The following is a 16,774-nucleotide window of genomic DNA, read 5'->3' on the forward strand; positions in this document are numbered from 1 at the left end:
AAATATTTATTAACCGAAGTATTCTTTTAATAATAGTAACTTTAATTCAATATTTACTAAAAATATTATTACTATCATGGTATGTCTATTATATTTTAGATCTATTTATATAACTTTGGAACAATATATTTACTATTAATTAATAAGTGTAATTTTGATCATTTGTTAATAAAAATTTGATTTATTACTTTCCTTAGTTATATATATTACTAAAATTATAAATTATTTATGGGGTGTAAAATATGCGTATATTATTAATTGAAGATGATCAAGTAAGTGCAAAGACTGTAGTTAACGCCTTAACTTCTGATGGACACTTCTGTGACGTTGTTACTTCTGCACAAGATTATAACAATAATATGGTTTCCTCAAACGGAGATTACTATGACCTAGTTATTTTAGATATACACTTACCTGGTGATATTGACGGATATGATATATTGTTAAGACTAAGAAGTGCAAAAATCAAAGTTCCTGTCTTAATACTTTCATGCATATCCGCTGTCAATCACAAAGCTAAAGGACTCGGGTATGGTGCCGATGATTACTTAACCAAGCCATTTCATAAAAGCGAGTTATTAGCTCGAATTAAGGCCATAGTGCGTCGTACTAAAGGCCATCCTGAATCGGTGATAAAGATTGGTAATATAAATATCAATTTTGATCACAGGGTTGTTGAGGTGAAAGGTAAAACGGTTCACCTTACTAATAAAGAGCATTCTATGATAGAATTGCTAGCACTGCGTAAAGGAACAGTACTAACAAAAGAAATGTTCTTAAATCATCTTTACAATGGCTTGGATGAACCTTCAGATAACAAGATAGTTGATGTTTTTATGTGCAAATTACGTAAGAAACTTGAAAGTGCAAATGATGGAAAAAGCCACATAGAAACCGTTTGGGGCAGAGGGTATGTTCTGAAAGAGTATATTGATGATGATGAATATTCTAATGTTAATGTAGGCGAAAGTAGTGATGGCTATCAAGCAGAACAAGTGAAGGACAACGCATGAAATGCCTACACATTTAAATATAGCATGGCTTATATCACACGTATCATGTGAACGCCTAGGTGAAATATAAGCCGAGTTCTGTTTATGTAGCTATTTATCTGGAGTAAATGTTACCATTTACCGCATGCGATTTACCCGAGTAGATATGAGGAAAACATAAAATCTACTTCTATTTAATCTTGCTCCTAGTGTTGGTTACTCGACTACCAATGTTGCCATTGCCATGGTGTGCTCTTACCACACCTTTTCACCCTTACCTAAAAATATTTTAGGCGGTAATTTTCTGTAGCCCTATAACTGGAGTTACCTCCGGCGGGCATTACCCGTCACTATTTTTCCTTGGAGCCCGGACTTTCCTCTGCTATGTTTATCACACAACAGCAGCTACTTATTTCACCTAGGAATTATACTTTAACATGAAAATCACAAAAGCAAAAGACAATTTCCTAACAGGAGACATATTAAAAACATTTAGACAAATAGCTAAAGGTGATATTCCGGCACATCATCACTATCCCAAGATAAGCTTTTTTCACTTTTAGACTCCGCTTCAGTTAGTCAAGAGCCTGGTCCACCGCTTGAAGACGATGAGCTACTTCTTGATCGACTACTACTTTCTACTGATATACTATTTAGCACTGTTTCAGATTGATATATAGTTCGCATTCTGTTACCAGTGGTAAAAATTTCTTCATCGCTACTTGAAGATGATCGCCTTCTATAACCCAAATCAGTTAGTTCTAATACAGGAGCAGCATTACGACCCTTAACATATCTATATGCTATGAATCCTATAATTCCAACAATACCTATTGCTCCAACCAAAGATCCCCCTATCATTCCTGCCTTATTAGACCCTATAGCAAGTTGAGTAGGTTGTGGTGAAGAAGTAGACTGAGGAAGTAAAGTCGTGGTGAATATAGGAGTTGTTGACTCTTTTGTTCTAGTATAGCATTTCTCATAATAGTCCGAATAGGTCATAGGAAGGCAGAATCAACAGCACGACGAAAGGATTCGAATAGAGGAATGTTTTTCCTGGCTCTGTTTTTTATAGCAAACCAATGATGCTCAATTTTGTTAAAATCTGGAGAATAAGGCGGCAGATACAAAATTTCTGCACCGACTCCTTTAGCGAGCTTGATAAGCTTATCAGACTTATGAAAAGTAGCATTATCAAGAATGACAGTTTGTCCAGGTTCTAAGATCGGTGCCAAAAATTGCTCAAACCATCCATTAAAAATATCCATATTACAGTGGCCTTCAAATGTTAATGGAGCAACTATCTTTCTTCTACTTAAGGCTGCAACCATGCTGATTCGTTGAGTTTTTTTTCCAGATTTTAGGGCATAAAATCGCTGTCCTTTCTGGCAATACCCATATGGATAGTCCTCCGTGTTATCAATCCCAGACTCATCTATATACACTAAGTTTTCTGGTTCTTTTGTTGCTATAATTTTTAAGAATTCAGCACGTTTTTCTTCGTTCCTTTCCTTGTATCCATATGTCTTTTTTTGCGCGTAAATCCAATTTTTCTGAGAGCTCGGTGGATCGTTTCGATACTAACGTTGCCCCAAAGTTTAGCCATTTCCGACAGAGTTTTTCTACCGTGTTTTTTAGCAAATTCGATAAACTTATTCCAGTCGATAATTTTCTGATTGTAACCTCCATTACCGAGTTTTTTGACTGAAAGTCGCCTGTTTCTTTTTTTCTTTGCTTCCACTCCCACAAAGTAGTTCGTCCAATTTTAAATCTTGCTGCCACTGCTTCTCTGCTTTCCCCTTCGTCTAGTGCTTCCATTGCTTTTTTTCTTAAATCATAACTATATGCTGCCGGCATCCAACCTCCTTATCGCCATCTATCCTTAATCTTATCATATCCGGACTTCTGTGGAAAGAGCTATACTTGGTATACTAAATACTGTTTGTGTAGTTTTCTCTGAGCTTGTTGTTGGCGCAGTTGGCTCCACTGTTACTGTGCTTGTTTGAGTCGTTGACTCTGTTGAAGGTTTATTCGTTGTAGAAGTAGGTGCAACGGCTTCTGTTGTTGGCTTCACTGTTACTGTACTTGTTTGAGTCGTTGACTCTGTTGAAGGTTTACTCATCGTAGAAGTCGACGCACCAGTCGCTGCTGTAGGTTTTACAGTACTTATTTCAGTTTCCGAAGGCACATTAGTTGACGTTGCAGTAATCGTGGTTGCTTGTGAAGTAGCAGTTGTTTTTGTTGCTGTTGTTGGCTCCACTGTTACTGTACTTGTTTGAGTCGTTGACTCTGTTGAAGGTTTATTCATTGTAGAAGTAGGTGCAACGGCTTCCGTTGTCAATTTAGTAGTCTTCACAGCGTCGGTTTCTGCTGTGCTAGTAATTGCAGCAGTCGGCGTCTTCTTAGAAGTCACAACCGTTTCTGCAACAGTTATAGGAGCCACGGTACTACTAGAAATAATATCTGGCGTTAATCGACCGTTAATGATATTAACAAAATCACTGAGAGTTTTGATGCTATTTGCCGGTATTATTGTTGCTTCAGAAGATTTTCCAGAGCCGTTTTGATTAAAAGTTACAATATTTTCTCCACTTACCGCAGTTACGATAAAACCACCCTGACCGTTGCCTTTAATATATAATTTCTCTATAGGATCTGTAAATTGATAGATAGGAAAATCTGACACTGATCCATTTTTAAGTAGAGTTGCTATATGTAACCTCTGCTCATTAGCTGATTGGTCATTTTCAAGAAAAGCAACTAGATCATTTCCTTCCGTTTGTTCAACATACTGCAAAAAGCTTATTTCATGTTCTCTAGAAAGAGATAGTGCTTTATTATCTATTTGACCTTTTCGATTACCAAGTAAAAAGCCATTAACTCTATCCTTCAGACCCTGAATCACTTTAGCCATATCAAATTTAAAAATACGTGTTTTTCTCACCTCTTGATTTTCCTTAGTAATCCTTTTGCTCACTTGCGAATAAAGCATCGTGTTTCCATTTAATGCCAATTGCCCCTGATTATCAAAATTGAACAATTTTCTTTCTGTAACACCTTTTTCTCCAGTCAATACCTTAAATTTTCCGCTCTCGCTTGACTTTAAGTACCAAGAAACTAAAGTTTGATCCTTTAAGTTATGGGCGATTACAATTACGTCACCATTACCAACTTTCACTGCTCTTGGTTGAAAGTAACTATTGCCCACATTTGCAAGACTATTATTATCAATATTCTTTTGTAATTTTCTTTTATCTAAATGTTCAACTGAAGGAGTATTAACTGATTGTTTAATTCCGTAAGTGTTAAAAGATAAGCCTTTAACGCATTTTTCTCCTTCTTCGCTAATTCCTTCTTCAGGAAAGATAACTCCAACTTTATCTGTTTCAGCTGAATCTTCTATTAATGTGAGAGATAATTGATCTTTGAATTCATTTGCTACGCTGATATTTGTACCACATTCGTATGTTTTTGATTGATATAATGGACTAATAAGTAATTTTACTTTACTGCTCCCATTACCATTATCTTGATAGCTGAGTCCGTAAGCAACTCCATTCCCCTCAATTAATTCTACGTTTGTTGGATTAAAACCTATCGCTTCTTTAATTTCCGGTGTATTTGAGTTGATCCCGAGCAATCTTCTTAATATAGACATAATTTTATTTAAAATATTAATAAAATGCTATTATGATTACTCCTGTGTGTTAATGTCAATGAAAATTTTAACTAAAATTAAAAAATTAATATAATATTTTATACTAAAAGGTAAATATAAGCTTGAAGAGGGCTAAGAAGCTTTATGCTATTTCTCAAAAAACCAACAATTGCAATCATTGGTTCTACAGGTATAATCTGTTAAAGTTTACACGAGTCTCATGAATGATAGAAAAAGAAGAGCAGTTTAGTTTTACATCAGAAAACCTCAAGAAAGCGGGAAAGTTTATAGAGATGTATCCCAAAGGTAGAGAAGGTAGTGCTGTTATGCCTTTACTATATCTGGTTCAAGAGCAATGCGGATGGGTTTCTGAATCTGCTATGCGTTATGTTGCTGATATGCTGCATATTCCACATATTCGTGTATATGAAGTGGCAAATTTTTACACCATGTATAATTTAAAACCAGTAGGCAAATATCTAATACAAATTTGTAGAACAACTCCTTGCTGGTTGTGCAATAGTGAAGAAGTTTTAAATACCTTTAAAAAAAAACTTGGAATCAATATCGGTGAGACTACTAAAGATAATTTGTTCACTTTAAAAGAAGTTGAATGCCTAGGTGCATGCGTTAATGCTCCCGTTGTGCAGATCAATAATGACTTCTATGAAAATCTTACTCCTGAGAAAGTAGAAAACATCATAACAGAACTTTCAGGCAAATAGATGAAAGAAGAATTTTCATTCAAGAGAATCAAGCAATCAGGTTCTGCAAGAGTTGGAACAATTAAAACTCCAAATGGAAGCGTAGAAACCCCCGCTTTTATATTCTGCGCAACAAAAGCTGCAATTAAAGCTGCAGATATTGAAAGAATAAGTGAAGCTGGTACCCAAATCATACTTTCCAACACCTATCACCTAATGCTTCAACCAGGAGAGAATACTGTTGCAAAACTTGGTGGTTTGCGCAAGATGATAGGATGGAATGGGCCAATGCTAACTGACTCAGGTGGATATCAGATATTTAGCTTAGGCCACGGATCAGTTTCGGAAGAGATAAAAGGAATAAGAAAAAAACAAAAAACTTTGATCAAAATTAATGAGGATGGGGCAATTTTCCGTTCTTACATTAATGGTAAAATTTATTGCTTAACTCCTGAAAAATCTGTACAAATTCAACAGAAATTAGGTGCAGATTTAATCCTAGTTTTAGATGAATGCACTCCATTTCACGTAAGCAAAGAATACACAGCAAAATCAATGCTCATGAGCCACAGATGGGCTGAACGTTCTTTAAATGAATTTGAAAAAAACAATAATGGCAAGCAGGCACTGTATGGAATTAGTCAAGGCGGAGTGTATCAAGATTTACGTAGAGAAAGTTGTGATTTTATCAACGATTTGCCATTTTTTGGTCAAGCAATAGGTGGATCACTTGGTCAAAGTAAAGAGCAGATGCATGATGTAGTTTCTTTCACTATGGACCACCTGAAAAAAGACAGGCCTACTCATTTGCTTGGTATTGGTGGAATTGTGGACATCTTTCGCGGAGTAGAGCTTGGAATTGACACGTTTGATTGCGTGCATCCAACCCGCTTAGCAAGGCATGGTGGCGCACTTGTTAAAGTAAAAAACAGAAATTCTATTTCTTCAAAGTGCAAAGAGCATATTAATTTGCGGAATCAACGATTTGAGCTGGACAACAACCCAATTGAAAGTGACTGTTTATGTTTTACCTGCAGAAAACATTCAAGAGCTTATATACACCATTTACTGAAAGCTAAAGAGCTCCTGGCTTACACGCTCGTTACCATTCATAATATTTTCTTTATGAATAAGTTAATGGCATCAATAAGGCAGGCTATATTAGATGATAGGCTAGATCGGGAGAAAAATAATTGGATTAGTGAGACACCACTACACTGTGAATTATACACCTAGTTCATATTTTTCTACGCTTATTTTATATTCCCTAAAACAGAAAAAGCCTTCCTCTTCCTACTCTTTCTTCCTTGGCTAATCCATAGTTAGCGTTTTTTGCACATGTGCGTTGCATTTTTTAATCTTCTTTAAAAACTTGACAATACATGACAACACTGGTATGTTAAAAATATAGTTTTTGTGAGGTATTTATGGTTAACAATAAAGAAAAACATCAAATAGCGTTTTGCGTTTCAGCCGTTACATTCTTAGCTGGGTTATCATTAATCGCAACTGCAATTGCAGTGGGTACCGTACCTGCTATAGCTGCTTGTCTAGTGATAGGAGGAATTTTGACTGTCTTGTCTGGTGTGCAAGCAGTAGAAAGCTATTTATTTTTACGAAACAGCGAGAAAACTTTGAATAAACTGATAAGTAATATACGCGATGAACCAGAAAGCAAACTTTTTATAGAAAGGATTTTGCAACCGTTCATTGAACTTTTTAGTGAGCTTAAGCAACATAATTAAAGTACACTAAGCTTTAAGCATAGAAACCACTTTATCGTAACTTGGCAATGATTCAATTTCTCCAATTGCAGCTAGAGTGGTTTTTTCATGCTGAGATAACAATTCTTCTGCTGCTTTTTTTACGTTAGCAGTGGTAACTGCACTAATTTTTTCTATTAATTCATTTTTACTGATGTACCTATTATAGTTACCGTAGTAGTGTCCCAATGTTTCAGCACGTGAGCTAACACTTTCGCGTGACATTAAAATTTGGGATTTTACTCGCTCTTTCACTCTATTTACTTCTTCTTCCTTCAGATCATCTGTAGACAACTTCTTCAACTCTGTCGTTATAGATTTTAAAAGCTTATCTAAGTTACTACTGTCTGTACCAGCAAAAATGGAAAACATTCCTGTATTAGTATAGCTGGAATTAAATGAATAAACAGAGTAAGCTAATCCCTGCTTTTCCCTTACTTCCTGAAATAAACGTGATGACATTCCGCTCCCTAATATAGAATCAAGCACTTGAAACGTGTGATATTTATCGTCATGGCGAGAAACACTAGGTAGACCAATTAGCAAGTGTACCTGATCTAATTTACGATGTTCTAAATACTCACCACCAGTACAGCTCGCATTTTGGCTTTTTTTCAGCTTTTTAGAATGAATCTTTGAGAGAAAATCTTTGGTTAATGCAACAACTTCTTCATGTTCAACATTTCCTGCAACGGCAAATAGCATATTCTCACCAAAGTAATGCTCATTTATGTAATTATCTAGATCTCCTCGAGTAAAAGATTTTACAGTATTTTGCGTGCCTAAGATTGACCTACCAAATGGTTGGTCTTTATAAGCTGCCTCAAAATATTTGTCGAAAATAATGTCACTTGGTGAATCATTAGTTTGAAAAATCTCTTGTATTACAACACCCTTCTCACGTTCCAATTCATCTTCTGGAAACGTGGAATTCATCAATATATCTATTAATATATCAATACCAGTTTTTATGTCTTTCTTGAGGACTTTTGCATAATAGGTGGTGCTTTCCCTACCGGTGCTAGCGTTGAAAACTCCACCTATGTCATCAAAAGCTTTTGCAATTTCAAAGGCAGTTCTTGTCTTCGTCCCTTTGAAAGCCATGTGTTCTAAAAAATGGGATATTCCATTTTGCTTTGCACTTTCTGCTCTACTGCCAACACCAACTCGTATGCTTAAAGCTACGGAATCAATATCACGCACCTGCTCAGTTATTATGCGCAGACCATTATCTAATTTTGTTACCCGGGGTATATTCATCTCATATATTCTTCTAAGTTCTCTTCTGCAAAATCCCAATTAATCAAATGATCAAGGAAAACTTTTATGTAGTCAATTCTACGGTTTTGACAATCTAAATAATAGGCGTGCTCCCACACATCCATAGTGAGTAGTGGCACTTGGCCATAAATTATTGGCAAATCTGCATTTGGAGTCTTGGTGATTTTGAGCTTTCCTAACCTACCTTTTTCGAGCACTAACCATACCCATCCACTGCCAAACTGGCTTACTCCATGACTCGAAAATTCTTCATAAAATTTATCAAAGCCACCGATATCGTCTTGAATTTTTTTTGCTAGAAGACTACCATCTTTAGGCTTACCACCACCATTTTTTTTCATTGAATTCCAATAAAAAGTATGGTTCCAAACTTGTGCTGCATTATTAAATATAGGCAAGTTGCCGCTATTACCATGCACTTTTGTTATTAATTCCTCAATTTTTACATGTTGATAATCCGTATTTTCAACTAGCTCATTGAGTTTATTTAAATATCCTTTATGGTGCTTATCATAATGAAAATCTAAGGTTTTTGCAGATATATAAGGCTCCAAAGCTGTTTTATCGTATGGTAATTCAGGTAAAGTAAAACTCATAAAAACCTCTTTATTTCTAACCTACTTGGATGGTAGGGCAATATATGCTTTTGTGCAACATATAATTAATAGCTAAAACATTTAGGTATCTATTGCATTATTCTAAATTATACTACAATAACGATTATTATATAAGCCATAGAAATGGATTAAATGCAAAAGTTACTTGACACCCTTCGCCAACCCCCTTATCATGAAACTGAAGCTATTGTATTTGCTTTCGCCAATCTGCAGATTAAAAGGTAAGGATTACTTAATGTATCGGCGTCTTATGTTTAATTTTTTGCAGTATATAGATACTGTATGTCTTTACAAAACTTCATCTACATCTAGATTTTTATCTAAATAAGCTGAACGCGCTTATAAAGCGTTACAAGACATCAAAAAATGCCAATACTTGACAGAGATAGTAAAAGACTAGCTAACTCGGGGATTCTTTGTCTTTTTTTCTGCTTGGTAAATTTCTTAAACATTTGCAGCGTAGGTTAGTTGCAATTAAAAGCAGCTAAATCTTGCTTGTCAAACGTTTAAAACATAAAAAACGCCAATATTTTAAAGCAGATAATAACCCCAGGGCTTCTTTTGCCTTTTTTTTCATTTGGTAAATTTCTTAATGTTTATGGCTAAACGACAACCGTCATCCCGCTGCTTGTTAGCGGGATCTCTTGTTAGCGGCTGAGATACCGCGAATGAATCGCGGTATGACGGTGTAATGATGGTTAAGTAATTCGTCATTCCGCTACGTGTTAGCGGGATCTAGAGATACCGTGAGGGTATGACAAGGGAGAACAGTTGTATTCCTGCACAATTTATTCTCATGACAAAAACGTCTTAACTTTCTCTCTACTTTTTCTGGGTAAGGTCAATTTTGTGAAAAAATGGATTGAATTATAGGCAGATTTGGCTATTATTTGTAATACATGGGTATTAGGTAAAATGTTTAAATTTGATCCTTTATTATTAGCTCGAATTCAGTTTGCCTTCACAATAGGCTTTCACATTATATTTCCTGCTTTCACGATCGGGCTTGCAAGTTTTCTAGCCTTTTTGGAATGGTGTTGGCTTAAGACTGGTGATACACGTTTCCGTGATGTTTATAAATTCTGGATCAAGATTTTTGCCGTTGCTTTTGGCATGGGAGTGGTATCTGGAGTTGTAATGTCATATCAACTTGGTACCAATTGGTCGATTTTTTCTGACCGCATAGCCAATGTTCTCGGCCCTCTATTTTCCTTTGAGGTTTTAACAGCCTTTTTTCTGGAGGCATCTTTTTTGAGTATTATGCTATTTGGATGGAATAGAGTAAGTTCTCGTATGCACTTTGCTTCTACTTGTATTGTTGCAGTGGGAACGCTTATTTCAGCTTTTTGGATTATTGCGGCCAACAGTTGGATGCAAACACCCGCTGGATTCACGATTGGTGAGAATGGTCTCCTATATCCAACCAATTGGTTAGAGATTATTTTTAATCCTTCTTTCCCTTATCGCTTTATTCATATGGTAACAGCAGCCTATCTTACAACAGCTTTTGTGGTTGGTGGTGTAGGAGCATTTTATCTTTGGAGAAAACGACATGCTCCTCAAGCAAGAATTATGCTTGGTATGGCAACCATTATGGTAGCTTTAGCTGCACCATTTCAGCTGTTCATGGGAGATAGGCATGGATTAAATACACTAAAGCATCAACCTGCTAAGATTGCTGCAATGGAAGGTATATGGGAAACCGAAAAAGGGGCTGGCTTACTTTTATTTGCTTATCCGGATCAGCAAAATGAAATTAATCACTACGAGATAAAAATTCCTAATCTTGCCAGCTTGATCTTAACACATGATTTTTTAGGAGAAGTAAAAGGATTAAAGGAATGGAAAAAAGAAGATAGACCACCTGTAGTATGGGTATTCTGGTCCTTCCGTATAATGGTTGGAGTTGGAATTTTAATGATCATAATTGGGTCAGTAAGTGTTATACAGTATCTTCGTGGCAAATTATTCCAAAGTTGTTTCTTACATGGATGGTGGATATCAATGATGCCGTCTGGGTTCATAGCGTTACTTGCAGGTTGGTTTACTACTGAAATTGGCCGTCAACCTTACACTGTATATGGAATTATGCGCACAATTGAATCATTTTCATCTGCGATTACCGGTCCTCAGGTTGCATGGTCTTTGATTGCATTTATCGTTATGTATACCCTTATATTTGGAGCAGGTAGTTACTATATTCTGAAACTTATATACAAAGGAATTCCTGTCATTAAAGAAGAAGAGCAATTTTATAAACACGGTATTGGAGCTTCAGTGATTGATGCTGGTACATCTGGAAAGGACAACAATCATGTTTGATTTTTCTTCCTTAATTAATTTACCCCTAATCTGGGGATTACTAATTGCCATAGCTGTTTTACTGTATATTTTAATGGATGGGTTTGATTTAGGTATTGGTATTTTACTTCCTTTTGCACCGTCAGATAAATGCCGTGATCACATGATAAGCTCAATTGCACCATTTTGGGATGGAAACGAAACATGGTTGGTATTGGGTGGTGGAGGGTTGTTTGCTGCTTTTCCTCTTGCATATTCAATATTAATGCCTGCTTTTTATATTCCAATCATTATTATGCTGCTTGGCCTTATAGTGCGCGGAGTATCCTTTGAGTTTCGTTTTAAGGCAGAAGGAAAATACAGGCGATTATGGGATTATGCCTTTCATTTTGGGTCACTTGGTGCTGCATTTTGCCAAGGCATGATTTTAGGTGCATTTATACATGGTGTAGAAGTAAACGGACGCAACTTTTCTGGTGGCCAATTTGATTGGGCAAGTGCTTTTAGTGTAATGACAGGCATTGCTGTGATATTTGGATATGCACTTTTAGGTTCTACATGGCTCATAATGAAGACAGAAAATATAACACAAGAATGGGCACGCAAGGTTGCTTCTTATACGCTTGGTTTTGTAGGTATTTTCATGGGACTAGTGAGTGTAGTGACACCATTTTTAAATGAACGTATTAAAAACTTTTGGTTTAGCATGCCAAATTTTTATTATTTATTTTCTATTCCATTACTCACATCTTGGCTATTTTTCATGCTGTGGTTTGATCTTCAGAATACTAAACGGGAGTACCGTCCATTCTTTCTCAGTATTGCTATTTTTTTTATGGGATATTTAGGTTTAGGAATTAGTATCTACCCATGGATTATACCTTTTCAATATACCATTCTGGATGCAGCTGCTTCTGGGCCAAGTTTATCTTTAATGCTCATTGTTATAATACCGCTTTTACCAATCATTTTAACTTACACTGGTTATTGCTATTATGTCTTTCGTGGAAAATCAAATTATGAACACACATATTAAGGAGTTAGTGACCTTATGGTTAAAACGTTACCCTTAAATCAAGCAGTCGTTCAGGCAATGGCGTCAACTCAAGAGCCTTCATTAGCAAACCCTCCTATGGATTTTCTGAAAAGTTTTTGAGTATATTGTATTTTTAATTTGTAGAATAAGTTTTTTTCCTTTTTGCATGCTAACCAAAAAGGGTTCTGTCATCCTTCTTGTCATATAAGTAGCTTGACGCGGGCATTCAGTTTTCTTTATAATTTTCTTTGTGAAAGAACAAAAATGCTTATTTGTAACCATAGCTGGCTTACCAAATGCTGGGAAGTCTACATTAATTAACAGCATCATAGGCAAGAAAATTGCAATTGTCACCCCTAAAGTGCAAACAACAAGGACGCAAATAAGGGGTGTTGCAACATGCAACAACACACAAATTGTCTTTACTGACTCCCCAGGAATTTTCTCAGCAGAAACAAAACTTGAAAAAGCTTTAGTCAAATCTGCATGGTCGGCAGTTAAGGATAGTGACATCACTTTGTTGCTTGTTGATGTAAGCAATTATTTGAAAAATATAGAAAGAATTAAGACTATATTTATGCGGCTGCAGCGCACAAAAGGCAGATGCATTTTGGTTATCAATAAAACTGATTTGGTAAAAAGGCCTGAATTAAAGATGGCGCATGAGCATCTGAATTTGCTTTATAAATTTGAAAAGGTTTTTATGATATCAGCATTAAAGAATGATGGACTTTCTGATTTGATGAATTACTTGTCTGAAGTTGCATCGGTGAGCCCCTGGTTTTATGAAGAAGATCAAATAACCGATTCCTCGACAAATTTTTTATCAGCAGAAATTACGAGAGAAAAATTATTCTTGAACTTGCGTGAAGAATTGCCATACTCTACAGCTGTTATAACTGAACAATTTGAGGAAAAAAAAGATAAGAGTTTAGTCATCAAACAGATCATATTTGTGTTGAAAGATAGTCATAAAAAAATAGTACTAGGAAAAGATGGCAGTAATATTAAAAAAATTAATATCGAAGCGCGTGCTGAACTAGAAAAATTATTTGAGTGCAAGGTACACCTCTTTTTATTTGTGAAAGTGCGACCTTGGATCGACCGTCCGGAGGAGTATATAGGCAATGCTTAATTCTTTATTGGTATTTGATATTGAAACTATACCAGATGTAAATTCCTGCAAAAATTTACTCAATATTAGTGATGATAGTAGTGTAGAAGAGAAGAGGGATGCATTAACAAAATATCATCTTGAAATAACAAACGGGCAAAACTCTTTTCTGCGTCAGCCTTTTCACCTTGTTGTAGTTATTAGTTTTTTACTTTGCAATATAAGCTACCAGAGTGGTTATGAGGTGTTCACACTGCAAGAAATAAGATCTGGAGGCACACTAAATTCCAGTGAAAAGGAGCTAGTGAAAGGATTTTTTAACTACATATCAGAGAAAAAGCCAAGATTAGTTTCGTTCAACGGACGCACTTTTGATATACCAGTGCTGAAGTATCGTGCTATGGTCCATGGCATTCAAGCAGAATATTTTCATAAAGCTGGCGATAAGTGGAATAGTTACAATCAGAGATATAGCAGTGATTGGCATTGTGATTTGCTTGAATCCCTCTCTGATTTTGGAGCTTCTGCGAGAGTAAAAATGAACGAAGTTTGTGCAGCATTTAATCTTCCTGGTAAGATTGGAGTTGATGGGTCACAAGTTATGGACTTATACGATAGCGGCAAGATACAAGAGATTCGAGATTATTGTGAAACAGATGTAATTAACACTTATTTGATTTACTTAAGGTTCATGCATCATCAGGGAAGGATTACTACTGAAAGCTACAACAAAAGTGTGGAAGAGCTGCTTTTAGAGTGCGAAAAAAAAGAATACCTAAAGAAATTTAAAGAAGAATGGCAAATAACTTGTGGTGGAAAAATTTTACTTCCATAGAATAAATAGTCGAGTTATAATGCACTAACAAGCGAACCTCTGTACTAAATTTTGGTTAATATACACGTTGAGCATATTAAGAAAGTTGCTTTTAAGGTATTGCATTTTACTTTTATTTTCGTTATAAGGTTGCTTTAAGTTGAATTTTCAACATTTTTATACTATTTACATTTAAGATATGATTTCGAAATTTTTTGGGGGCACTTCATGAAAAAGTCTATGTATACTAGAACTGCTCTAGTTTCTTTATTAACTTTATGTTCTTTCAGCAGTTTTGCAGCTGACTTTCCTGATGAGAGTATGAAGGAAATAAAAAAGCAAGAGAGCACAAAAACTTCTGGAAAAGTGGAAGTTATGAAAACATCAAATAAAAAACTGAAAGAAAAGATGGACAGAATATGTAATGCTGATCCAAGAAAAAAAGCTGAAGAGCTTAAGAAAAAAGAGGAGCTAAGATTAGCAGCCGAGCAGAAGAAAAAAGAGGAGATCAGGCTAGCAAATGAGAAAAAAGCAAAGCTTATAGAGGATTCAAAAGCGAAAGCTCTAAACGCTAAGAATTCTAATATAGAAAAAGGTAAAGTTTCAAAAACTAAGCGTTCTAAAACTAAGAATGCTAAAGTTGAAGCTAAAGATGTAAAGAAGGATATAAAAGTTGTTAACAAAAATACAGAGGAAAAAGGTAAGGCAAGTCCTGTTGTTTCAGTTGGTGGAGTTGATATTATCGATACCAATCAAGGGCAAAGTAATTTAAGAATAACTTTTGGTGGTGTTGTTGATGCTCAAGGTTATGGCAAAGCTGGACCAAGTGGCGCAGATTATAAACGTTATAACGTTATGCCAAACAGATCTACAGAGTATTATAATGCCACTCCAGATATAACAAGAGGAGCAAATCCAATATTCTATGAAGGAATAGGAAATATTGGTGATTACAGCAACGATATGGGTATGATTGCTGACGCGATATTGCACCTCAGAGCAGAAAATAAGAATGAAGATTTAGGTCTTCTTTATGGTGCTGACGTGCAGTTTCATGTTCCAGTGACCGAAGGTAAGGGAGCTTCACAGGGTGTTTATGCTGCAAAAGGCAGAAGTGCGCATGTGTTTGTTAACTCAAAATATGGTGACGTGAAGCTTGGTTACCAATTTGGTCCTGAGGCTCTGATGAGGCTTGATGCAACAAGAATTGCGACTGTTGACGGAGCTGCAGATAGTGACTGGTTCAGAAAAGTGAACTTAGAAGGAAGCGCTGCTAGCTTTCCATTTTATGTAACACCACGTCTTTACACTGAAAGTTTTTCGAGTGAAAGTGAAAAATTCTCTTTCCGCATGGCAGGGAAATATAACAAAGGCGTTATGACTACACTGCCATTTAGAGTTGCTTACTACTCACCAAATTATATGGGCGCAAGATTTGGTATCAGCTACTCACCTCGTTATGATAGTGGTTTGTTTACTGTAAAAGAAACAGTTTCAGAAGATAAAGGCGGTAAGATAGAACATAAGGAAACGATAAAGCATGTCGGCCCAGACTATGAGCACATAGTAAGTGCTGGTGCATCATATGAATATGACTTTGATAAACATAACATAAAAGTTAAAACTTCTGCAGTTGGTGAATATGGCTTTCCAAAGCAACCAAGTAAAGATAAGCATCTTTATAAGGAATTTGTGGAGTATAATGACCTGATGGGTGTTAATTTTGGTGTAAGCGCTGATTATAAGATTAATGAAGATCAAGGCGTAAAGTTTGCTGCCTCTTTTGCATACTTGGGCAAATCTGGTCAACCGAAGGGTATTAAAAAATTAATTGGTGATACCTATACGGAAATTGATAGTAAAGATGCTACTGATGGCAAAAGAGTGGAAGGGCTGAAAGCTCAATTTGGTAAAGATAGTATAGATACCATGTATTGGACTGTAGGAGCTGGGTATCAACATGAGAATATCTACACAAGTTTGACGTATTTTGGCAGCAGAATGAATGACAAAGATATGCTTCATGATGGTGCACTTGGCGTTCAATATGATCTGTCTCCTGCATGCAGTAAGAGCAAATTTGTTCCTTACGCAGCTCTCCATTATTTTATGACTAACGAAACAGGTAAGCTGAAAGATGAGTCTGATGCTGATGTACCTTCTAACCAAGGAATTCTCCTTCTTACTGGTGTAAAGTTTTCTTTCTAACCAGCCAGTACACACCACAGTTAACTGTGGTGTATTCTTGTCTGTTAGTGTTTATTTGTCGATCAAATAAACATATGGTTCCTCTCTCCTGTCATCCCAGTGCGTGACACACAACTGTACGAACATTGTGATTTGAGGACACTCCACCAAGAAGGATGTCATCCCAGTGCCCAGACACTGGGATCCAGCTTTCCATGCAACTTCATCAAAAGCGTTTATTCAGCATAAGATCAGCCACTTTTTATGCTCACCAAATCAGTTTGCTTACTTACAAGCAAAATTTCCT

General features: G+C 36.0%; 13 protein-coding genes, 1 other RNA gene and 1 pseudogene. 9 read left to right on the forward strand and 6 right to left on the reverse strand.

Annotated elements, in window-relative coordinates; translation table 11 throughout:
• The first annotated feature begins 242 nt into the window (after positions 1–242).
• Positions 243–1,013, forward strand: a complete 771-nt coding sequence (locus ABWU67_RS04685; protein WP_353281794.1) for a response regulator transcription factor — start codon at positions 243–245, stop codon at positions 1,011–1,013.
• Positions 1,014–1,064: 51 nt separating this feature from the next.
• Here the strand turns inward: ABWU67_RS04685 and rnpB are convergent.
• From rnpB to ABWU67_RS04705, 4 genes and pseudogenes are all read right to left on the reverse strand, one after another.
• An RNA gene (gene rnpB / locus ABWU67_RS04690) (RNase P RNA component class A) lies at positions 1,065–1,414 on the reverse strand.
• A gap of 157 nt (positions 1,415–1,571) precedes the next feature.
• Positions 1,572–1,994 (reverse strand): hypothetical protein, encoded by a 423-nt coding sequence (locus tag ABWU67_RS04695; protein ID WP_353281796.1) that lies wholly within the window; start codon positions 1,992–1,994, stop codon positions 1,572–1,574.
• A pseudogene (locus ABWU67_RS04700) lies at positions 1,991–2,849 on the reverse strand (IS630 family transposase). Before ABWU67_RS04700 ends, ABWU67_RS04695 begins: the two are co-directional and overlap by 4 nt.
• A 34-nt stretch (positions 2,850–2,883) precedes the next feature.
• Positions 2,884–4,650: a hypothetical protein gene (locus ABWU67_RS04705; RefSeq protein WP_353281798.1), complete on the reverse strand. Its 1,767-nt coding sequence runs from the start codon at positions 4,648–4,650 to the stop codon at positions 2,884–2,886.
• 224 nt (positions 4,651–4,874) lie between these two features.
• On the opposite strand from ABWU67_RS04705, the gene nuoE reads away from it, so the two are divergent.
• The 3 genes from nuoE to ABWU67_RS04720 all read left to right on the forward strand — a co-directional run bounded on the left by nuoE (position 4,875) and on the right by ABWU67_RS04720 (position 7,099).
• Positions 4,875–5,375, forward strand: coding sequence for an NADH-quinone oxidoreductase subunit NuoE (nuoE, locus tag ABWU67_RS04710; RefSeq protein WP_010962799.1), 501 nt, complete (start codon positions 4,875–4,877; stop codon positions 5,373–5,375).
• Entirely contained in the window at positions 5,376–6,590 is a 1,215-nt protein-coding gene (tgt, locus tag ABWU67_RS04715) for a tRNA guanosine(34) transglycosylase Tgt (RefSeq protein WP_010082445.1), read from the forward strand.
• Between the two features lie 191 nt (positions 6,591–6,781).
• On the forward strand, positions 6,782–7,099 hold the full coding sequence (locus tag ABWU67_RS04720) for a hypothetical protein (protein WP_010082444.1): 318 nt from the start codon (positions 6,782–6,784) through the stop codon (positions 7,097–7,099).
• A 6-nt stretch (positions 7,100–7,105) separates the two neighbouring features.
• Here the strand turns inward: ABWU67_RS04720 and ABWU67_RS04725 are convergent, their stop codons facing one another.
• Both ABWU67_RS04725 and ABWU67_RS04730 read right to left on the reverse strand, forming a co-directional pair.
• The gene (locus ABWU67_RS04725; protein WP_010962800.1) at positions 7,106–8,377 is read right to left on the reverse strand and encodes a M16 family metallopeptidase; all 1,272 of its coding nucleotides are present in this window, start codon (positions 8,375–8,377) and stop codon (positions 7,106–7,108) included.
• The gene (locus ABWU67_RS04730; RefSeq protein WP_010082437.1) at positions 8,374–8,994 is read right to left on the reverse strand and encodes a superoxide dismutase; all 621 of its coding nucleotides are present in this window, start codon (positions 8,992–8,994) and stop codon (positions 8,374–8,376) included. Before ABWU67_RS04730 ends, ABWU67_RS04725 begins: the two co-directional genes overlap by 4 nt.
• Before the next feature lie 936 nt (positions 8,995–9,930).
• On the opposite strand from ABWU67_RS04730, the gene ABWU67_RS04735 reads away from it, so the two are divergent.
• The 5 genes from ABWU67_RS04735 to ABWU67_RS04755 all read left to right on the forward strand — a co-directional run bounded on the left by ABWU67_RS04735 (position 9,931) and on the right by ABWU67_RS04755 (position 16,488).
• The gene (locus ABWU67_RS04735; protein WP_006280502.1) at positions 9,931–11,337 is read left to right on the forward strand and encodes a cytochrome ubiquinol oxidase subunit I; all 1,407 of its coding nucleotides are present in this window, start codon (positions 9,931–9,933) and stop codon (positions 11,335–11,337) included.
• Positions 11,330–12,352, forward strand: a complete 1,023-nt coding sequence (gene cydB, locus ABWU67_RS04740; protein WP_010962802.1) for a cytochrome d ubiquinol oxidase subunit II — start codon at positions 11,330–11,332, stop codon at positions 12,350–12,352. The genes ABWU67_RS04735 and cydB overlap by 8 nt, the downstream gene beginning before the upstream one ends.
• 250 nt (positions 12,353–12,602) lie before the next feature.
• Positions 12,603–13,487, forward strand: coding sequence for a GTPase Era (gene era, locus ABWU67_RS04745; protein ID WP_010082484.1), 885 nt, complete (start codon positions 12,603–12,605; stop codon positions 13,485–13,487).
• A complete protein-coding gene (locus ABWU67_RS04750) occupies positions 13,480–14,301 on the forward strand; it encodes a 3'-5' exonuclease (protein ID WP_006279435.1) in 822 nt (273 codons plus the stop codon). The genes era and ABWU67_RS04750 overlap by 8 nt, the downstream gene beginning before the upstream one ends.
• Positions 14,302–14,508: 207 nt before the next feature.
• The gene (locus ABWU67_RS04755; protein WP_010962806.1) at positions 14,509–16,488 is read left to right on the forward strand and encodes a porin; all 1,980 of its coding nucleotides are present in this window, start codon (positions 14,509–14,511) and stop codon (positions 16,486–16,488) included.
• The last annotated feature ends 286 nt before the right edge of the window (positions 16,489–16,774 follow it).

The organism is Wolbachia endosymbiont (group A) of Aleiodes leptofemur (assembly GCF_964028465.1).
In the GTDB taxonomy this organism is placed as follows: domain Bacteria; phylum Pseudomonadota; class Alphaproteobacteria; order Rickettsiales; family Anaplasmataceae; genus Wolbachia; species Wolbachia pipientis.